16 protein-coding genes, 1 tRNA gene and 1 riboswitch are annotated in these 20,240 nt (G+C 63.0%); of the genes, 11 read left to right on the top strand and 6 right to left on the bottom strand.

From position 1 onward, the window contains the following. Nucleotides 1-6 precede the first annotated feature (6 nt). From PPN31114_RS21055 to PPN31114_RS21065, 3 genes are all read left to right on the top strand, one after another. Nucleotides 7-1,431 (top strand): NCS2 family permease, encoded by a 1,425-nt coding sequence (locus tag PPN31114_RS21055; protein WP_246182674.1) that lies wholly within the window; start codon nucleotides 7-9, stop codon nucleotides 1,429-1,431. Between the two features lie 19 nt (nucleotides 1,432-1,450). Continuing rightward, complete coding sequence (gene guaD, locus PPN31114_RS21060) at nucleotides 1,451-2,779, top strand: guanine deaminase (RefSeq protein ID WP_150681462.1); 1,329 nt, start codon at nucleotides 1,451-1,453, stop codon at nucleotides 2,777-2,779. A gap of 263 nt (nucleotides 2,780-3,042) precedes the next feature. Next, nucleotides 3,043-3,228, top strand: a riboswitch (yybP-ykoY riboswitch). 22 nt (nucleotides 3,229-3,250) lie between these two features. Beyond that, on the top strand, nucleotides 3,251-3,808 hold the full coding sequence (locus PPN31114_RS21065) for a TMEM165/GDT1 family protein (RefSeq protein WP_246182675.1): 558 nt from the start codon (nucleotides 3,251-3,253) through the stop codon (nucleotides 3,806-3,808). Nucleotides 3,809-3,926: 118 nt separating this feature from the next. Here the strand turns inward: PPN31114_RS21065 and PPN31114_RS21070 are convergent, their stop codons facing one another. After that, a complete protein-coding gene (locus PPN31114_RS21070; protein WP_150681464.1) occupies nucleotides 3,927-4,538 on the bottom strand; it encodes a DUF4136 domain-containing protein in 612 nt (203 codons plus the stop codon). A gap of 213 nt (nucleotides 4,539-4,751) precedes the next feature. On the opposite strand from PPN31114_RS21070, the gene pepN reads away from it, so the two are divergent. After that, nucleotides 4,752-7,463 (top strand): aminopeptidase N, encoded by a 2,712-nt coding sequence (pepN, locus tag PPN31114_RS21075; RefSeq protein ID WP_150681465.1) that lies wholly within the window; start codon nucleotides 4,752-4,754, stop codon nucleotides 7,461-7,463. Between the two features lie 115 nt (nucleotides 7,464-7,578). On the opposite strand, the gene PPN31114_RS21080 is transcribed toward pepN, so the two are convergent. From PPN31114_RS21080 to PPN31114_RS21090, 3 genes are all read right to left on the bottom strand, one after another. Beyond that, nucleotides 7,579-8,172: a class I SAM-dependent methyltransferase gene (locus PPN31114_RS21080; protein WP_150681466.1), complete on the bottom strand. Its 594-nt coding sequence runs from the start codon at nucleotides 8,170-8,172 to the stop codon at nucleotides 7,579-7,581. A 42-nt stretch (nucleotides 8,173-8,214) separates the two neighbouring features. Beyond that, nucleotides 8,215-9,639, bottom strand: coding sequence for an MFS transporter (locus PPN31114_RS21085; RefSeq protein WP_150681744.1), 1,425 nt, complete (start codon nucleotides 9,637-9,639; stop codon nucleotides 8,215-8,217). A gap of 300 nt (nucleotides 9,640-9,939) precedes the next feature. Next, the gene (locus tag PPN31114_RS21090) at nucleotides 9,940-11,898 is read right to left on the bottom strand and encodes an aconitase family protein (RefSeq protein ID WP_150681467.1); all 1,959 of its coding nucleotides are present in this window, start codon (nucleotides 11,896-11,898) and stop codon (nucleotides 9,940-9,942) included. A gap of 440 nt (nucleotides 11,899-12,338) precedes the next feature. Between PPN31114_RS21090 and PPN31114_RS21095 the strand changes: the two genes are divergently transcribed. Further along, nucleotides 12,339-12,602, top strand: coding sequence for a hypothetical protein (locus PPN31114_RS21095; protein WP_150681468.1), 264 nt, complete (start codon nucleotides 12,339-12,341; stop codon nucleotides 12,600-12,602). Continuing rightward, complete coding sequence (locus PPN31114_RS21100; RefSeq protein ID WP_150681469.1) at nucleotides 12,599-12,802, top strand: hypothetical protein; 204 nt, start codon at nucleotides 12,599-12,601, stop codon at nucleotides 12,800-12,802. The genes PPN31114_RS21095 and PPN31114_RS21100 overlap by 4 nt, the downstream gene beginning before the upstream one ends. A gap of 94 nt (nucleotides 12,803-12,896) precedes the next feature. On the opposite strand, the gene PPN31114_RS21105 is transcribed toward PPN31114_RS21100, so the two are convergent. Then, nucleotides 12,897-13,802, bottom strand: coding sequence for a LysR family transcriptional regulator (locus PPN31114_RS21105; RefSeq protein ID WP_150681470.1), 906 nt, complete (start codon nucleotides 13,800-13,802; stop codon nucleotides 12,897-12,899). Nucleotides 13,803-13,937: 135 nt separating this feature from the next. On the opposite strand from PPN31114_RS21105, the gene PPN31114_RS21110 reads away from it, so the two are divergent. The 3 genes from PPN31114_RS21110 (at nucleotide 13,938) to PPN31114_RS21120 (ending at nucleotide 16,615) form a co-directional block, all read left to right on the top strand. Then, entirely contained in the window at nucleotides 13,938-15,221 is a 1,284-nt protein-coding gene (locus tag PPN31114_RS21110) for an aspartate carbamoyltransferase (RefSeq protein WP_058377817.1), read from the top strand. Between the two features lie 105 nt (nucleotides 15,222-15,326). Further along, nucleotides 15,327-16,340: a class 1 fructose-bisphosphatase gene (locus tag PPN31114_RS21115; RefSeq protein WP_150681471.1), complete on the top strand. Its 1,014-nt coding sequence runs from the start codon at nucleotides 15,327-15,329 to the stop codon at nucleotides 16,338-16,340. A gap of 199 nt (nucleotides 16,341-16,539) precedes the next feature. Then, nucleotides 16,540-16,615: transfer RNA gene (locus PPN31114_RS21120), tRNA-Thr, on the top strand. A gap of 160 nt (nucleotides 16,616-16,775) precedes the next feature. Here PPN31114_RS21120 and PPN31114_RS21125 read toward each other — a convergent pair. Beyond that, the gene (locus PPN31114_RS21125) at nucleotides 16,776-17,450 is read right to left on the bottom strand and encodes a DUF1415 domain-containing protein (protein WP_150681472.1); all 675 of its coding nucleotides are present in this window, start codon (nucleotides 17,448-17,450) and stop codon (nucleotides 16,776-16,778) included. Nucleotides 17,451-17,711: 261 nt separating this feature from the next. Here PPN31114_RS21125 and PPN31114_RS21130 point away from each other — a divergent pair, with 261 nt between their 5' ends. After that, complete coding sequence (locus PPN31114_RS21130; protein ID WP_150681473.1) at nucleotides 17,712-18,800, top strand: ankyrin repeat domain-containing protein; 1,089 nt, start codon at nucleotides 17,712-17,714, stop codon at nucleotides 18,798-18,800. Nucleotides 18,801-19,015: 215 nt separating this feature from the next. Continuing rightward, on the top strand, nucleotides 19,016-20,215 hold the full coding sequence (hmpA, locus tag PPN31114_RS21135) for an NO-inducible flavohemoprotein (protein WP_150681474.1): 1,200 nt from the start codon (nucleotides 19,016-19,018) through the stop codon (nucleotides 20,213-20,215). The last annotated feature ends 25 nt before the right edge of the window (nucleotides 20,216-20,240 follow it).

The following is a 20,240-nucleotide window of genomic DNA, read 5'->3' on the forward strand; positions in this document are numbered from 1 at the left end:
CACCCCATGGACTCATCGCTCAGCCCCCCGGCAGGCAGCGCCGCGCCCGAAGCGGCACAAGACACCACGCGCGTGGCGGGCGCGCAGCCTGCATCGGCACTCGATCGATATTTCGGTATCACGGCACTCGGATCGACTTTCCGTACCGAAGTGATAGCGGGTATCACCACCTTCCTCGCGGCGATGTACATCATCGTCGTGAACCCGGCCATTCTGTCGAAGACCGGCATGGCCTTCCCGGCAGCGCTCACCGCCACGGTGCTCATCAGCTTCTTCGGCAGCTGCGCCATGGGCCTGTACGCCCGTAACCCGGTGCTCGTCGCGCCCGGCATGGGCCTGAACGCCCTGTTCGCTTTCACGATGGTGCACGGCGTCGGCATGCCTTGGCAGACCGCGCTGGGCTGCGTTTTCTGGTCGGGCATTCTGTTCGCGCTGCTCGCCGCACTGAACGTGCGCCGCTTCGTCGTCGAAGCCATTCCGGCGAACCTGCGCTACGCGATTTCGTGCGGTATCGGCCTGTTCATCACGGTGATCGGTCTGGTCAATGCCAAGCTGGTCGTGAGCGATCCGGTCACGGTCGTGCGTCTGGCGCATCTCTCGCCGCCGACGGTCACGTTCCTGATCGGTCTGGCGCTGACCACCGTGCTCGTCGCCCGCCGCGTGAACGGCGCGCTGATGATCGGTATCGTCGTCACCACGCTGATGGCCATTCCCATCGGCCGCTACTGGGGCGACGGCTCGGCGTATTTCCCGAAGGAAATCGCGACCGCCACGCTCGTGAACTTCCAAGGCTTCTTCGCCGCGCCCGACTTCTCCGGCATCGGCCAGCTCGACCTGCTGGGCGCGCTGAAAGTCGCGTACATGCCGTTCATCTTCGTGATGCTGTTCACCGCGTTCTTTGATACCCTCTCGACCTTCATGAGTATCGCCGAAGCCGGTAACATGAAGGATCGCGACGGCAATCCGCGCAACATGCGTCAGGCCATGATCGTCGATTCGTTCTCGGTGCTGATTTCCGGCCCGCTCGGCACGAGCCCGGCCAACGCCTACATCGAATCGGCCGCGGGCATTGCACAAGGCGGACGCACGGGCCTGACCGCCGTCGTTTGCGCGCTGATGTTCCTGCCGTTCCTGTTCCTCTCGCCGATGCTCTCGCTGGTGCCGGCCATCGCGACCGCCCCGGCGCTGATTCTGGTGGGCGTGTTCATGATGGAATCGGTCGCACGCATCGAATGGCACCGCATGGACGAGGCCATCCCGAGCTTCATCGCGCTCGTGATGATCCCGATTTCGTACTCGATTACCGACGGCATCGCTTACAGTTTCCTCGCGTTCGTCGTGCTCAAGCTGTTCACCGGGCGCGTCAAGGAAATCAAGCCGGCGATGTGGATCGTCGCCGCGCTGGCAGTGCTGCTGCTCACGCAAATGTAACGACATAAGGACCCTGCAAATGTCCACCACGACCCAAGCCTTGCGCGCCGTACGCGCGCAACTGGTCTACTTCACGCACGACCCGGCACGCGCCTACCTCGATGGCACACCCGGCACTGTGCATCACACCGACGGGCTGATCGCGTATGAAAACGGCCGCATCACCGCCGTGGGCGACTACGCCAAAGTGGCGCCCACGCTGCCGCCGGGCACGCCCATCGACGATCTGCGCGACAAGCTCATCACGCCGGGCTTCATCGATACGCACATCCACTATCCGCAGACGGACATGATCGCGTCGCCGGCCCCCGGCCTGCTGCCTTGGCTCGAGAAGTACACCTTCCCGACCGAGCGCCGGTTCGAGAACCCGGAATACGCCGCCGATGTCGCCCAGTTCTTCCTCGACGAACTGCTGCGCGGCGGCACCACCACCGCGCTCGTGTACTGCACCGTGCATCCGGGCTCGGCCGACGCCTTCTTCAAGGCAAGCGATGCGCGCAATCTGCGCATGGTGGCGGGCAAAGTGATGATGGATCGCAACTGTCCAGAATTCCTGCGCGATACCGCTGAGACCGGCGCGCGCGACAGCGAAGCGCTGATCCAGCGCTGGCACAACCACGGCCGCCAACTGTATGCACTCACGCCGCGTTTCGCACCGACGTCGACCGAAGCGCAACTGGGCGTTTGCGGTGAGCTCGCCCAGCAATATCAGGACGTGTTCATTCAAAGCCACGTCGCCGAAAACACCGACGAAGTCGAATGGGTGCGCTCGCTCTTCCCGGGCCACCGCAGCTACCTCGACGTGTACGACCACTACAAGCTGCTGCGCCGGCGCGCCGTGTACGGCCACTGCATCTGGCTCGACGACCACGATCGCCGCCGCATGTTCGAGACCGGCACCGTCGCCGCGCACTGCCCGACGTCCAACCAGTTCCTCGGCAGCGGGCTGTTCGACTTCGCGTCGGCCGAAGCTACGCGTATGCCGGTGACGCTGGCCACCGACGTAGGCGGCGGCTCCACGTTCTCGATGCTGCAAACGATGAACGAAGCGCATAAGGTCGCGCGCCTGTCGGGCTACCACCTCACGGCCGAACGCATGTTCTATCTGGCCACCGAAGGGGCCGCGCACGCGCTCGATCTGCACGGCACCATCGGCACGCTGGCCGTGGGCGCAGAAGCCGACTTCGTAGTGCTCGATCCGAAAGCCACGCCGCTGCTCGCACGCCGCTCGGCGCTGGCCGAATCGCTCGAAGAGTTGCTGTTTGCCTTCGCCATGCTCGGCGACGACCGCGCCATCGCCACCACCTATGCCGCCGGGAAACCGGTGCATCGGCGCACGGCGCACTGATATCGGCGCGCGGCAGTTTGCGCATCGATGACGTGCATGACTGGGTTGCACTGCTTACGCGTGGGAACGTACGTCGCCGCCTTGGCGCGACGCCCGTTCCCCCGCGGTCGCCGACCGTGCGCAAGGGGCATGCGGTCGGGGATCTCCTTGGGCGGCTTCGGCCGCCCTTTTTTGCATGGACGAGCCGGTGATTCAAGCGCGCTAAGAGGCCCCCTCCCGTGCAGGGCTTCACTTGCGCGTCACGAATCGGATGCTATAATCCGCTCCGATTCATTGGGGAGTAGCCGCCCTATCGTTCACATTTGGCATCACGTGTACCGATAGGGGCGTACGTCAACAGACTTGGCCGATTCCGGCTATGGCGTGCGCAGCCTAAGGGCCTGGCGAGACCGATGACGATGCTTCCGCCAACCGGGCCGGGATGCATTGTCATTGGCTCGCATCAACATGGCCCGGCGGAGAAAAAATAAGGTGTCCCCATTCCTCATCTCGACCGGCGTCGTCGGTCTCGCCGAAATCGGCGACAAAACCCAACTGCTGGCTCTCGTTCTCGCTGCGCGCTTTAAAAAGCCCGTGCCGATCATTCTTGGCATTCTCGTCGCCACGCTCGTCAATCACGGCTTTGCCGGTGCGCTCGGTGAATGGCTGTCGACCGCCATCAGCCCGTCGATCATGAAGTGGGCCGTCGTCACGTCGTTCATCGGCATGGCGATCTGGATTCTGATTCCCGACAAAGTCGACGACGAAGACGCCACCACCAAGCGCAAGCTCGGCGTGTTCGCGTCCACCGTGCTCACGTTCTTCATCGCTGAAATGGGCGACAAGACGCAGATCGCCACGGTGATGCTCGCCGCGCGCTATCAAGACTTCTTCGGCGTCGTGGCCGGCACCACGCTCGGCATGATGCTCGCCAACGTGCCCGCCGTGCTCGTGGGTCACAAGTTCTCCGGCCGCCTGCCCACGCGCGCCGTGCACGCTGTGGCCGCCGTCATCTTCCTGGTGCTCGGCATCATCACGTTGATGCAGTAAAACAAAACGCCGGACAAGGTGCCGCACCCAGTACCACGGTGCGACGCCCTGCCCGGCGTCTGTATGACCGGTCACATGACAGCGCGGCCCATTACTTGCCGCGCTGCCACCTCATCGATCACTTCCCGACTTTCTGCTCCACATTGACCGTACGCCCGCTCGGGAACGGCAACTGCTTGAGCGCTGCATCGATCAGGTAAGGCATGGTCGAGGCGAGCGACGTGCCGCCATCGCTGGTTTCGGCCGACACGCGATACACCTCTTTGCCGCTCGCGCGGTCGGTGAAGCGCAACTGCAAGCCTTTGAGCGCATACGGATAGTCACGCTCGATATAGGCCGGACCCGCGCCCCAATACGGGTTGCCGTACCAACCCCACGGGCGTCCCCACGGCCCCCACGGTCCCGGGGCGAACATCGGGTCGTAGGCTGGCTCGGCCACCCGCATCATCTGCTGGCTGATGCCGTAGGTCATCCCCACCAGAAAATGCGCGGACGACGCACTCTGTTCGGAGAAACCGTCACCCGCCAGCCGGTTACGCAGCCACTGTTCGTAGGTTGCGTGCTCCTGATTGTTCTGCTGCTCCGGGGTACGCGTGAGCGCATACGTGCGCGGCCCGTCAAAACCCGGTGAGTCGCCAAACGCGGTCACCTGGCTCGTGACCGTGCTGGCACAACCGGCCAGCATCGCGCTGGCAGCGACCAGCGTCGCCATTCCCCATTTTTTCCACATGATTCACTGCTCCAGAGAAATGCCAAGTACGGCAAAGCGCGCCCCTCGCGCCGATTTAAGCATAGGACGGCACCTCGTGCACCATCCCGACGCTTTGACGCGCGTGCCGTCACAAAATTCTGCAAATTTGACGGCTGCACACTGAGGCAACAGCCTGCGCGCGCCAATCCGTTACAATTTGTGAATCCTTGGCCGTCCGCAAAATCACCGTCCATGCTCAGAACCGATATCGCTGGCCTTATTCAGCGCTCCGACTATACGCCCCCGGCGTACCTGATCGACACCGTCCAACTCGACTTCGACCTCGCTCCCGACGTCACCACCGTGACCAACCGCATGCGCGTGCATCGCAACCCGGCAAGCGCGGGCGGCGATCTCGAGCTGGCCGGTCAGGGCCTGCAACTGGTGAGCCTCGAAGTCGACGGCAAGCCATGGACCGGCTACCGCACCGGCGACGAGACGCTCACCGTCGAGGCACCGCCCGAGGCGTTCGAACTCACGCTCGTCACGCGTTGCTGTCCGCAGGAAAACACGTCGCTGATGGGCTTGTACGTGTCGGGCGGCAATTTCTTCACCCAATGCGAAGCCGAAGGCTTTCGCAAGATCACGTACTTCCTCGATCGTCCCGATGTCATGGCGACGTACACCGTCACGCTGCGCGCCGATCGCGAAGCGTATCCGGTGCTGCTCGCCAACGGCAATCTGATCGACAAGGGCGATCTGCCCGATGGCCGTCACTTCGCAATCTGGGACGACCCGTTCAAGAAGCCGAGCTATCTGTTCGCGCTCGTCGCGGGACGCCTCGTGTGCCGCGAAGCGCGCATCGTCGCGGGCGACGGCCGCGAGAAGCTGTTGCAGGTCTGGGTCCAGCCGCAGGACCTCGATAAGACCGAACACGCGATGGACTCGCTCATCAATTCCATTCGCTGGGACGAAACGCGCTTTGGCCGCGTGCTCGATCTCGACCGCTTCATGATCGTCGCCGTGAGCGACTTCAACATGGGCGCGATGGAAAACAAGGGTCTGAACATCTTCAACACGAAGTACGTGCTGGCCGATGCCGCCACGGCGACGGACGACGACTTCGGCAACATCGAAGCCGTGGTCGGTCACGAGTACTTCCACAACTGGACCGGCAACCGCGTGACCTGCCGCGACTGGTTCCAGTTGAGTCTCAAAGAAGGGCTGACGGTTTTCCGCGATCAGGAATTCTCGGCCGACATGATGGGCTCGGATTCGGGCCGTGCCGTCAAGCGTATCGACGACGTACGCGTGCTGCGTCAAGCGCAGTTCCCCGAGGACGCTGGCCCGATGGCTCACCCGGTGCGCCCCGAGAGCTACGTCGAGATCAACAATTTCTACACCGTCACCGTCTACGAGAAAGGCGCCGAAGTCGTGCGCATGTATCAGACGCTGCTCGGCCGCGACGGCTTCCGCAAGGGCATGGATCTGTACTTCGAGCGTCATGACGGCCAAGCCGTGACGTGCGACGACTTCCGCGCCGCCATGGCCGATGCCAATCAGCGCGACCTGACGCAATTCGGCCGCTGGTACAGCCAGGCGGGTACGCCGCGTGTCATCGTCGATGCCTCGTACGACGAAGCCGCCCGCACCTATACGCTCACGCTCACGCAGCGTTGCCCGAAGGTCGGCGTGGAGTTGCACGACACCGCCCTCGTCAAACAGCCGTTCCATATTCCGTTTGCGGTCGGCCTGCTCGACCGCGATGGGCGCGACATGTCGCTGCGCTTGGCTGGGGAACCTGCCGATGCACCGGCCGCGACCACGCGCGTGCTCGACTTCACGCAGGAACATCAGAGCTTCACGTTCGTAGACGTCGACCACTCACCGATGCCCTCGCTGCTGCGCGGCTTCTCGGCGCCGGTGATCGTGGAGCACGAATACACCATCGACGAACTCGCGTTCCTGATGGCGCACGACAGCGATCCGTTCAACCGCTGGGAGGCCGGTCAGCGCCTCGCCACGCGTCAGTTGCTGGCGCTGGTCGAATCGATTCAGATGGGCCAATTGCCGAGCGTCGATAGCTACGTGCTCGAAGCCTTCCGTCAGGTGCTGCGCGACGAAACGCTCGATCCGGCCTTCCGTGCGCAAGCCCTTACGCTGCCCGCCGAGTCGTACCTTGGCGAGCAGATGGCGGAAATCGACCCGGCGGCCATCCATGCTGCGCGTCAGTATCTGCGTCAGCGTCTGGCCGCTTCGCTGCATACCGAATGGCTGGCCGCGTACCACAATCACCGCGTGCCGGGCCCGTACCGCCCGGATGCCGCGTCGGCAGGCGAGCGCGCGCTGAAGAACCTGGCGCTGTCGTATTTGATGGAGTTGTCGGACGCCGGTGTCGCCCAAACCGCCCGCACGCAGTACGACACCGCCGATAACATGACGGACCGTTTCGCGGCCCTCACGGCGCTTGTGCAACGCGGCGGTGCTGCCCGCGACGGCGACGCCGCGCATGGCCAGAACCACGCCGCGCAGGCGCTCGACGACTTCTATCAGCGCTTTGAACACGAAGCCCTCGCCATCGACAAGTGGTTCGCCTTGCAGGCGATGCAACGCGGCGACGGCAGCCATTGTGTGATCGATGCGGTGCGCGCGCTCATGCGTCACCCGGCGTTCACGATCAAGAACCCGAACCGCGCCCGCTCGCTGATCTTCAGCTTCTGTAGCGGCAACCCGGCGCAGTTCCACGCTGCCGACGGCTCCGGCTATCAGTTCTGGGCGGAACAAGTGCTCTCGCTTGACGCGTTGAACCCGCAGGTGGCTGCCCGCCTTGCCCGTGTGCTCGACCGCTGGCGCAAGTACACGCCGACGCTGCGCGATCACATGCGCAACGCGTTGCAGCAAGTGGCCGCGCATAACGCGTTGTCGAAAGACGTGCGCGAGATCGTCGAGAAAGCGCTGGCGTAATGGCTAGCTAAGCGCACCAGCGTGACAGCAGTGACAAAAAAAGGCGATGCGAGAAATACGCATCGCCTTTTTTCATGGCTGCCGGTAGCGCCGGCGCGCGGGGTTTATAGAGAAATTAGACAGGTCGCCGCACGATCAACCGGCAAACCCGTTTGCCCGAGCTGGCGCTCGTGACGTCCTCTTCATGCAGCACGACGCCCTCGTGCAATGCCGCGCGCACGACGTCTGGCGCAAACGCGCTATACAGTCGCCCATCGGCATGGCGCTGGTCGGCCCCCTCCGTCACGCGCCACGACACATAGAGCACGCCACCGGGGCGCACCAGCGTCCAGAGCCGGTCGGCAGCCGCAGGCACGTCGGCCGCGTTCAGATGCATGAGCACCGTCTCGCAAACCACGTTGTCGAACGTTTCCGTCACGTTCTCGAGTTGCGGCAGCTTGCCCACGTGGAACGAGACCCACGGAAACGTCTTGCGGGCGAGGTCGACGAGCGCGGGCGAGTTGTCGTACCCCACCACGTCGAAGCCCGCTTTCGCCAGCCACGCCGCGTCGCGGCCATTACCGCAGCCGACATCGACCGTGCGCCCACCCGACACGAAGTGACGCACCAGCAGCGCGTACATATCGTCGGGCGGCGGCTGGTTGAGCCAATCTTCGCTGTAGCTCGCGGCATTGGCCTCGTAGGCCGCTTCGGTTTGCATGTCCGCCATCGTCTCGCCCTCCAGAGGACGTAAGGGGAAGAAGCCCCCGCTTTACTGCGAAATCTTCTCCAGCGCCACGTCACGTGTGCGCGGCCCCATCAGACCGATCGACAGCATGACCACCAACATCGCCAGCGAGATGAACACAAACACGCCCGTCACGCCGAAATTGCGCAATACCGATGCGATCAGGAACGCGGTGAAGATCGCCGAGAAGCGGCTCCACGAGTACACGAAGCCGACCGCGCGAGCGCGAATGCCCGTGGGGAACAGCTCCGTCTGATAGGCGTGATAGCTGTACGACATGATGTTGTTGGCAAGCGTGAGCCCGATGCCCATCGCGATGAGCAGGAACGACGACGTCACCTGCGAGAACACCAACCCGCACACGATGCCGATGCCTGCCGTCCACACGATCGCGTGCTTGCGCTCGACTTTGTCGGCCATCCACAGCCCGATCAGCGGCCCGATGGGTGCGGCCAGCGCAATCACGCTCGAATACGCGAGGCTGGTGGTGACGGTAATCCCTTGTTTGATGAGCAGCGTCGGCACCCAGTTGGCGAAGCCGTAGAAGCCCACCGTCTGGAAGATGTTGAACAAAATCATCATGATGGCGCGCTTGCGGTACGGCGGCACCCACATGTCGCCGAACGCGCTCTTGGGCACCACAGGCTCAGGCTCACCCGGCGGCGGCAGCGGCTTGCCGTACTCGGCAGCGACCTTCGCTTCGAGCGCGCTCAGCACCCGATCGGCTTCTTCCAGACGCCCTTTCTGCGCGAGCCAGCGCGGGCTTTCGGGCAACGCCCGGCGAATCCACCAGACGAACACGGCCCCGTGCGCGCCGATGAGCACCACCCAGCGCCAGCCTTCCAGACCGAGAAACTCGCGCGGCACCAGCCAATAGGCGAGGAACGCTACAACCGGCACCGCCGTGAAGCCCACCGCCTGTTCGCACGCGAACGCCCGGCCGCGAATCTGTTTGGGCACCAGCTCCGCGATATACGTACCGATGGTCACGAGCTCGACGCCGATGCCCAGCCCGACGATAAAGCGCCAGAAGTTCACGCCCGTGGCCGTCTCCTGAAACGCCATGATGACGTTGGCGACGGTGTACCAAAGCAGCGAGCCGGTGAACACGGCACGCCGACCGAAGCGATCGGCCAGAAAGCCGCAGGCGATCGTGCCGATGAACAACCCCGAGAACAGCGCGGCAATGAAGCTCGCCACCCCGGTGGTGCCGAACAGCCCCGGCGTGGTCGGCGTCAGAATGCCGCTCTTGACCAGCCCCGGCGCGATGTAGCCGGTATAGAGCAAATCGTAGAGTTCGAAGAAGAAACCGAGGCTCAACAGCACCACCAGTTTCCAGACGGTGCGCGTGGGCGGCAGGCGGTCGAGACGGGCGGAAATGTCACCAGCGGTGAGGCGGGTTGCGGCACGCGCGTGAGCGGCGGCCGAATTGGCAGGCGAGGAAGGCATCGAAACTTGGGGGGATGGCATGAAAGTCGTCTCCGGGCCTGTCCGGTCATGGCCGAACAGCTTTTTGTCGACGCGGCACCCCACGAACAGATGCGGGCGCTACGTCGCGATACACCATGAATCAACAGGCGCGAGGCCGAAATTCTGCCACGAATGATGCCGCGCCTGTCACCGCTTTCCACTCACTTCTCATGCACAACGAAAATTTGCGATGTTCAGCATCGACAGCACGGCGCTACCGTTGCACGAACACCACACAGCACATCGTTTCGGTTTCACTCATCGGCACAGCATCGTCACTCACGACGCGCTTGTCGCGCGGCGCAGGTCATCGAAGCTGGTAATACGCCCGGCCAATGCACTGGCCGCCACCGTGTAAGGACTCGCGAGCCAAACATTGCCCGGGCCTGAGCGCCCCGGGAAATTGCGATTGATGGCGCTGATCGTGACTTGATCGGGTGACGTCGATTGGCCCGGCCCACAGTTCGCGCACGCCCCGCAGCCCGGCATGATCAGCGTGACGCCCGCCGCTTCGAACGTCTTCAGATAGCCGCGCGATTCGCAGTACGCGCGTACATCCATCGTGCCGAATTGCAGGAACAACGAGCGCCCGGGGGCCACGCGCAGGCCGTGTTCGAGCCCCCACGCGAGCACGTCGTGATAAGCGTCGAAGTCGTCGCGCTTGCCCGCTGTGCACGAGCCGCCATAAGCGATATCGATGGGCACGGGGGTTTCCAGCGCGTTGAGGGCCACGCCGTTGCCGGGGTCGCCCGGGCGCGCGAGCATCGGCGTGAGCGACGACGCATCGATGCGAATCGTGTCGCGATACACCGCATCGGCGTCGCTCGTCATCCACGCCTCGAGCGTGAAGTCGACACCTCGGCGCGTTTTCAGGAACGCCACGGTTTTCTCGTCCGGCGCGACGATGCCGGTAAAACCACCCAGCTCCGCCACCATATTGGTGAGCGTGGCGCGTTCGTCGATCGACATCGCACGCACGGCGCTGCCGCCGTATTCGAAAACCAGACCGATCGCGCCACCACTGCGAATCGCATCGAGATGCAGCAAGTGCAGCACCACGTCCTTGGCGGTGACGCCCGGCGGCAACTCGCCGTCGATCTCGATACGCAGCGTCTCGGGCACCTTGCAGCGCACGTAGCCGGTCGTCCAACTGTTGGCGATATCCGTCGCACCTGCGCCGAATGCGAGACAGCCCAGCGCGCCCGCGTGCGGCGTATGCGAATCGGTGCCGATGACGATCTGTCCGGGCAGCGCGTAACGTTCCGCCATCAGCGCGTGGCAAATGCCGTCGGCCCCTGCCGCACCGTCCAGTTGGCCATGGGCCAGCACGGGGTAACGCGTCACGAATTCGCGATGTCCATCGGTCAGATTCGCCACGCCGGGCAGCAGTCCCTGCGTGACATGCGGAAAACTCTGCGCGGCCAGCACCAGGTGATCCTGAAACGCGATGATGCGTGCCGGATCGTGCAACGGCGCGGGTTCACCAAACGCGCGATGCATCAAGTGCGCGCACATGCCGGTGAAGTAGTCGTGCGAGAACCGCCAGTCGACCGCAACGAACACGCCGTCGCCGCGCGCAGCACCGGGCGTCGCCGGATGCAGGCGGCGCGCAATGATCTTCTCGACGAGCGTGCGCGGCGGTGCACTGGAGGCGGTGGCGGTGGCTACCGGCTCGGTCACCGGCAACGGCCACTCGGCAAACTTGCTGTACGCGAGCAGGCCGCCGCTGCGGATGATCTGCTGCGTGAGCGCGTCGCGGCCCTTGAGAAATTCGGTGATGGGGATGGCTTCGCCCGCCAGAATGCGCTCGAGTACGCCGAATTCGGTCGTCGTCAAAATGCCGATGTTGTCGCAGTTCTGTTGATAGATGCGCTCAAAGCTCTCGGCAACGATCAGCCGGATACCGGCGGACAACTCCGCCAGCGGGCTCGATTCGCGCGACGAGCCTTTGCCGTAGCGTTTGCCCGCCACGGTGACCTGAAAGCCGCCGCGGCGAATGTCGTGCTCACCGATGGGAAGCTCGTTTCCCGCTTTGAAACCGACGTAGGGATAGCGGCCAAGACGCTCGTCGTAAGTGAGCATGACCGTGACGGGCGTGATTTCGTCGGTCGAGACGTTGTCACGCAGTGCGCCGGCCTCGGCGCGGGTGATGGCTTCGCCCGCGATCTGCCGGCGCACGATGGCCGGGTCGTCGGACAAGAACAGCAAGCGGCCGTCGAAACGAATGGTGTCTTCCATGCAGCGATTTCCTCCGAAAGACAGCATAGCGGCGGCTAACTGCGCCTGCCGTGCCGTCTCGGCAAGGGCGCCGTGACGGATTGCGACGTCGCTGGCGTGCCGATCGATGCCCTTAAATCGATGCCGTCAGTCACCCGACCAACGTCCTAACGCAGATCAAGTTCCTTGGGAAAATTCCTAAATATGGAAGTTACAAATGACGGAAATGCCCATAACGCGGGAGACAGCCTCGCGCCTCACGACGGCGCGCGCCGGGACGACTAGATTGCAAGCGCGTCATCGGCGACGGCAACCCATCAAACACCGCTGACGCACGTACGGCATGCGGACCATTTATCCACATCACGGGCCAACGGGTTCGTGTGGCGTACGGAACTCCATCCAGGCGCGTGACCTGCCCGCTAGCAGCCATTTCGCGCCGTTTCCATAGGAGTCATGCCATGGCGTTCAACAATGTAGGGCCGCTGACGTTTCTAAACCCTAACCAGTCTGCCTATTGGTGGTATGTCCGCAACGGCGGCGAAGACCTCGGCACGCAATTTGCGAGCGCCGACGTCAAGACGCCAAATTCCGGGGGCGTCCATCGCGCCGACAACCAACGCAAAGAGAAGGACAACAACGGTCACACGACCTACTACGTCACGATTACCAATCTTGGGCCGGGCGGTGCCTGGCATAACTTGCAAGGCGGGGGGATGGTATGAAAATGATCGTCATCATCGACAAGCAGGGGCAACTCGTCGCCGCACAGGAAAGTAACGAAAACATGCGCGGACAAGTGGCGGGCATCGCTGCCGGCCCCGATCAGCAAGCCCACGTCATCGATGTGCCCGATGACGTCATCCAGCTAACCGATCCCAGCGCATTCTCGTCGCGCATCGTCTCACTCGTGTCACGCGCTTAAGCCGCCGCGCTGAAAACGGCAATGCCTTGCCGCTCCCTGGATACCGGGCATTTTTTCGGGGAGCGGTGGGGTTTCACCGCGCCGTCGCGCCAAATCACTCCTTCTGCGCGAGGAAATTCACCACAGCGGAAGCGGTCGCGCTCAGTTGATCGTGCGACGGGAACACCAGCCACAACTGCCGGTGCGCCCACTCGTCGGTGAGCGGACGCACCACCACGTCGAGCTTGCCGACATACAACTGACCGACTTGCTCCGGCGCGATGGCAATGCCCAGCCCGGCGTGTGCCATGCGGCACAGCGCGTCGAGGCTCGATACCCGAATCTTGATGCGCAGCGACGCGCCCGCGGCACTCGCCTGCTGACGCAGCAACTGCGTCAGGGCGCTGTTGCCTTGCAGACCGACGAGGGTTTCGTTCACGCAGGCCGAAAACGGAATTTCGCCGGTGCGCGCGGCGAGCGGATGGCCCACCGGCAGAATCACCGCGAGCCGGTCACGCCGGTACGGCACCATCGTGAAGGCTTCGATACCGGCGACGGCGTTGCAAATACCGACATCCACGGCGCGCTCAGCCACTCGTTGCAGCACTTCATTGCTGTGCTGCTCATCGAGTTCGACATCGACCGCTGAAAACACACGGCCGAACGCGGCGAGGTCTTCGGGCAGAAACTGCACGATGGCCGACAAATTCGCCGCAATGCGCACGCTGCCGCGCGCGCCCTCGTGAAACTGCGATAGCTCAGCGCCCAGCGATTCAATGGTGCCGAGGATGCGCTCGGCGTAGCGGCGTACGGTTTCACCGACCGGGGTGACGGTAATTCCGCGCTGATGCCGCTGAATCAGCGGCAGGCCGACGATGGCCTCGATGTCGGCAATTCGCCGGCTGATGGCCGACGGCGCGATGAATTCGCGCTCAGCCGCACGCGCCATGCTCCGCTCTTGGCACACGGCGACAAAAAGGCGTAAAGAAGTGAGGTCTAGCTTGCGGAGAAGGTTTTCCATACCTGTGCGGCAATACACCGGAAATGCCGGAAACGCCCGGCTGGCGCGGCCCCGCGAGGAGCACGTCTTTTGCTGGACAAACAACGAATCGACGCCTATTATACGCATCGCGTACACAGCCCTGCCGACCCGACCATGAGTGCACAGCAGACTTTCTTGCGCGACGCGATGCGTCGCCTGAACATGACCCGCGACACCTTCGCCGAGCGTATCGGCGTTCGCCGGCGCGCCCTCGACACCTGGTTGCTTCCCGAAGATTCGAGCGAATATCGCACGATGCCGAGCATCGTGGAGAAATTCGTCGGCGAAATTCTCGGTCGCGAAGCACCGTCTGCGGAATCTACGCAAAGCGCACACAAGCCGCTGCGTGAACGCATGGGCCTCGACGGCAAGCCGCATCTGATCTCCGTCGACCAGTTCTCGCGCGATTCACTCGAAGAGCTGTTCCACGTTGCCGACATCATGCAACCGATTGCCCGCCGCCAGAAGATCTCGCGCGTGCTCGAAGGTGCAGTGCTCGGCAATCTGTTCTTCGAAGCCAGTACCCGGACTCGCGTGAGCTTCGGCTCGGCCTTCTGCCGCCTGGGCGGCTCGGTGTGCGACACCACCGGCTTCACATTCTCGTCGATGGCCAAGGGCGAGTCGATTTACGACACGAGCCGCGTGATGAGCGGCTACGTCGATGCGCTAGTCGTGCGCCACCCGGAAAAGGGTTCGGTTGCCGAGTTTGCGCGCGCCACCAACATTCCGGTGATCAACGGCGGTGACGGCCCCGGCGAGCACCCGAGCCAAGCGATTCTCGACCTCTATACCATCGGCCGCGAGTTCTCGCGCCTCGGCAAGCTGGTCGACGGCGCGCACGTGGCGATGGTCGGCGACCTGCGTTATGGCCGTACGGTGCACTCGCTGATCAAGCTGCTGGCGTTGTATCGCGGCCTGAAATTCACGCTGATTTCGCCGCCGTCGCTGGAAATGCCGACGTACATTCTCGATCAGATTTCGCAGAACGGTCATGTGATCGTGCAGAGCAACTCGCTCGCCGATCTGGCCGGTGCCGATGTGGTCTACGCGACGCGCATTCAGAAAGAGCGCTTTGCCGACGAGGCGATCGAAGGCTACACGCCGGATTTCCAAATCAACGAAGCGCTGATCAACACGTACTGCGACAGCCGCACGATCATCATGCACCCGCTGCCGCGCGACAGCCGTCCGGGAGCCAACGATCTGTCGACCGATCTGAATCACGACCCGCGTCTGGCGATCTTCCGTCAAACCGACAACGGCATTCCGGTGCGCATGGCGATCTTCGCGATTTTGCTCGGCGTGGATAAGCAAGTGCAGCACAGCATGCGCGACGCCACGTGGCGCTCGCCGTCGCATGTGGGCCCGGACGACGCGCTGTTCGACGGTCTCGACTGATAGAAAGCGCCCGCCCCGCGTTTTTTCGCCGGGGCGGCGGGTCTTTACGGGTAAAATTGCGTCCGTCACGAAATACGAACGCATTTTTTGCTTTTGGAGGCCGCTATGCGCCGCAAGACCCTCACCCAATACCTCATCGAACAGCAGCGGGAATACAGCAATATTCCCGCTGAGCTGCGTCTGTTGATCGAAGTCGTTGCGCGCGCGTGCAAGTCGATCAGCCACGCCGTGTCCAAGGGCGCCCTCGGCGGCGTGCTGGGCAGCGCCGGCAGCGAGAACGTGCAAGGCGAAGTCCAGAAGAAGCTCGACGTGATTTCCAACGAAATCATGCTCGAAGCCAACGAATGGGGCGGCCATCTCGCGGCCATGGCGTCGGAAGAGATGGAAGACGTCTTCCACATTCCCAACCGTTACCCGCAAGGCGAATACCTGCTGATGTTCGATCCGCTCGACGGCTCGTCGAACATCGACGTCAACGTGTCGATCGGCACGATCTTCTCGGTTCTGCGTTGCCCGGAAGGCGTGACGGACCCGACCGAACAAGACTTCCTGCAACCCGGCACGCAACAAGTGGCGGCCGGTTACGCCGTGTACGGCCCGCAGACCGTGCTGGTGCTCACCACTGGCCATGGCGTGAACTGCTTCACGCTCGATCGCGAAATGGGGTCGTGGGTGCTCACGCAAGAAGGCATGCGCATTCCGGAAGACACCAAGGAATTTGCCATCAACATGTCGAACGAACGTCACTGGTATCCGCCGGTGCAGCGTTATATCGGCGAGTTGCTGCAAGGCAAGGAAGGCGTGCGCGGCAAGGATTTCAACATGCGCTGGATCGCCTCGATGGTGGCCGACGTGCATCGCATTCTCACGCGCGGCGGTGTGTTCATGTACCCGGCCGACAAGCGTGATCCGGACAAGCCGGGCAAGCTGCGCATCATGTATGAAGCCAACCCAATGAGTTTCCTCGTGGAACAAGCTGGCGGTGCTGCGACCAACGGCGTGCAGCGCATTCTCGATATTCAGCCGCAGAAGTTGCACGAGCGCGTTGCCGTGTTCCTCGGCTCGAAAAACGAAGTCGAGCGCGTGACGGGCTATCACCACGAAGCCGGTCAGAAGTAACCGATAGAAGCAAGGTGAGGCGATCACTTTCGTCGTCGCGAAGTTGGCGCACTGCCGACAAAAAATTTTCGCGGCGACGAAGCGCAGGAACTCTGTAATTTCAAGGATTTACGCGGCGCGCCCGCGCCGACGATAAAAAATCTCTGAAAAAAGTAGTGACAATCGCCGAAAACCTGCTAATATCTCACTTCTTCGCAGCGCCGGAGTAGCTCAGTCGGTAGAGCAGCTCATTCGTAATGAGAAGGTCGGGGGTTCGATTCCTCTCTCCGGCACCAGCGACTTAAATCGTTGGATGTGATGAAGTCCTAAAAAACCCGCTAATGCATATGCTTGGCGGGTTTTTTGTTTTCTCGCGCAGTTCTGCGCGGTTCCGGTTTTCAGACGTCAATTGAGCGCGCGTACCGTGTCCCGCTTCGCGGACGCGCGACGCATGAATTACTGCCCTGACTTGCCCTCACCCGCTGACTGATCGCCTTCGCCTATCGCGTTATCGTTCGCGCCGTCTTCGTCTTCTGCGGGCTCAGCCATCCAAGCGTGGTAACCGGCCACGCCCATCTTGCGCAGCAACGCTTCGTTGCGCCCGAAAATCTCTTCGGCTTCCGGGAAGGCTTCGACCGCGCGGTCGATACTGTCTTCGCGCAGGATATGCAGAATCGGGTACGGCGAACGGTTGGTGTAGTTCTCTGCGTCGTCCGGCTCGGTGCCGTCGAACTGATAGTCCGGATGAAAGCTCGCCACCTGTAGCTCGCCTTCAAGCCCCAACTGTTTGAGCATGCGCTCGGCGAAGAACAGGGCGTCGTTGTACTCGTGGAAATCGAGCAGCGCGTCGGGCACGATCAGCAGCGTGGTGTCGACTGCTTGCGGGTCAGCCTCGGCCAGCCACTGCAATTCGTGCTCCAGATCGAGCAGCGCGCCCTCCATATCGTGCGCATGGCTCACGACATAGCGGATCTGCCGCTTCACATGCACGGCCTTCGCAAACGGGCAAAGATTGAGACCGATCACGGCGCGCGTGAGCCAGTGACGGGTCGCGGCAATCACAGCGGCGGTCGCTTCGTTTTGGAGTTCTGTCTCGGGCGTCGTGGCCCCGAGGTCGTTGGCATCGGACATGGGCAAACTACAGTGAAAAACGCATCAGAGCGACATTGTAAGCGCGCCAGCCGCCGTACAGAGTCCGCAATGGCGCCGACGATTGCGATAGCGCCGACGCCGGCCCACACGCAAGATGCCGCACTTCTCAACTAGCTCGCTATCTCGCGCACTTTCTCGCCCACCATGCCTCTCTCGAATTCGTCAGTCCCCATCTCGCCACGCACGTGGCCAGCCGCCGCCTCCACGCCACGCGAACCTAGCCCCAACTTGAACGCCCTCTTGGAACAACCGCTGAAGCAGGTACTAAGCGCGCACCGGGAGGGTCGCATCGACTCGTCGATACTGTTGTCTATGCTTCGACGCTCTGGGTGTGCCGCCGCCGATGAACTTCTCGCCCTGTGCAAGTTCGCCACCACGTCTGCGCGACAGTCCACAGCCGATGCGGCAAAGCTTCGCGATACCGTGATCTCGCTGTTTGTCTCCCCCCCACCTCAGCGAACACTCGATCAGCTGCGCGACACCGGCATGTTCCGCACGAGACTGCCGCACGAATGGCCCGATCGCAACGATCTCGAGCTGTTGTCCTCCGACGAAGGGCTGCTGCTCTGGCTCGAGTACGGCTCGACACCGGACGGCTACCAACGGCTATTCTTCGACTACGTCAGCCAATTTCTTCGCGTCCAGGCTATCGACGAGCCGCCTGCCATGGACATCGGTCCGGCGCTGCGGGTTCTCGTTGCGGTCGGACGCGACGCCGCTAACGATGTCCCCGATCCGTTCAACACCGGGCAGACGCTGCCCCCGCTCACGCACCTGTGCGCCATCCATGCCCCCGAGTGGCTCCCGTTCTTGCTCGACATCGGTGTCTGTGCCAACCAATGCGACCGGGAAGGCAACCCGCTACTCTACCGAGCGCTCGTCGCCGTAACACGCGCCGCGCGAGATGCTGGACGGACACCGCGCGAAACGACCCACGACTTGGAAGATTGCGTTGCGCTTATGGTCGAGCATCGCACTACGCTGATGGTCTCCGATCTCGAAGGCACACCGCTCACCGTTCGCCTGATTCGTGACGGTTACATCGACGCTGCGCGCGTGTTGCTCCAGTTCGACGCGAGCCCATCTGCCACCGATGCGGAAATGAACTCGGTACTGCATCACCTGGCCAAGACACTTCAGCCGGCTGCGTCACAAAGCAGCGCAGCCGTTGTCGCCTTCATCGCCGCCTTGGCCGCCGGCGCCGATCCCCATCTTCCCAATGCGAGAGGAGAAACGGCCATCAACCTGCTCCCCCCGCCTCAGCGTGAACATTTCCGTTTCGTGGCTTCGCACTATCTCCGCTGGTCGCACTCTGACGTCACCCCGTAAGCTCGACATCAGTTGGTGATCGCCGCCTGACGGCCTCACCGCCAGCCGCTGCCACGTGCGACACGTCGCATCTCCCGTCCGATTGCCATGCGGCATTCGGACGCACCTTTAAAGATGCATTTGTTTTACATCTTATAATCACTCCGTAGTGCGCGACGTCTGACGCCCTCAGCGTCGCGCCCGACTCACAACCACAACACTTCGGAGTGTGCCCCATGCTTTCCGCTGCTTCCCGCCCGTATATCGACGCCAGCGTGCCGGTGCTGCGCGACCACGGACTCGCCATCACGCGTCACTTCTACGCCAGCATGTTCGAGGCTCACCCCGAACTGCGCGATCTCTTCAACATGGGGAATCAGGCAAGCGGTGCCCAACAGCAATCGCTCGCCTCGGCGGTGTTTGCCTATGCGGCCAATATCGACAACGCTGCCGCGCTCGCACCGGTCATGGAGCGCATCGTGCACAAGCACGTCTCGGTCGGCATCACGCCTGCGCACTACCCAATCGTCGGTCGCCATCTGTTGGCCGCCATCAAAGACGTATTGGGCGACGCGGCCACGCCCGAACTGATCGCCGCGTGGGACGAAGCGTACTGGCTGCTGGCGGGCGAGTTGATCGCTGCCGAGGCCCGCTTGTCGGAGCGCACGCATGCGCCGCTGGGCGCACTGCGCGAGCTGGTGGTGACCGATGTCGATCGCGAAACCGAACACATCGTCTCGTACTATCTGCAAACGCCGGAAGGCACCTCACCGGGCGAATTCGTGCCGGGACAATATGTGAGCGTCGCCGTCACGCTGCCGGACGGCCTGCGTCAGCGCCGCCAGTACAGCCTGTCGGACGCGCCGGGTGCGTCGCACTGGCGTATCACCGTCAAACGGGAAGACGCTTCGAACGGCAAGCCCGCCGGGCAGGTCTCGAACTGGTTGCATGCGAATCTCAAGGCAGGCGATCGCGTGCAGGTGAGCCCGCCGTACGGCGAATTCACGACGACGCTCGATGCCGAGCATCCGCTGGTATTGCTCAGTGCAGGGGTAGGCATCACGCCGATGATGTCGATGCTCGCCACGTTGGCGGCCAATGGCTCGCGCCGCGAGATCGTGTTCGCACACGCCGCACGCAACGCGGCACATGTTGCGCTGCGCCGTCAGTGGCTGCACGCGGGCACGCAATTGCCGCACCTGCGTGTCGCCACGTTCTTCGAGACGCCGTTGGCCGACGAGCGCGAAGGCACCGACTACACCTTCGCTGGCCGCATGGACGTGAGCCGCTTGGCATTGCCCGACGGCGCGGACTACCTGCTGTGCGGCCCCACCCCGTTCATGCAAACGCAGTGGCGTGCCCTGCGCGACTTGGGGGTGCCCGCCGAGCGCATCCATCGCGAAGTGTTCGGTCCGGAGGCGCTCGATCTGGGTTGATATCGTCGACCGACTCAGTTGATGA

Source organism: Pandoraea pneumonica (assembly GCF_902459645.1).
In the GTDB taxonomy this organism is placed as follows: Bacteria; Pseudomonadota; Gammaproteobacteria; order Burkholderiales; family Burkholderiaceae; genus Pandoraea; species Pandoraea pneumonica.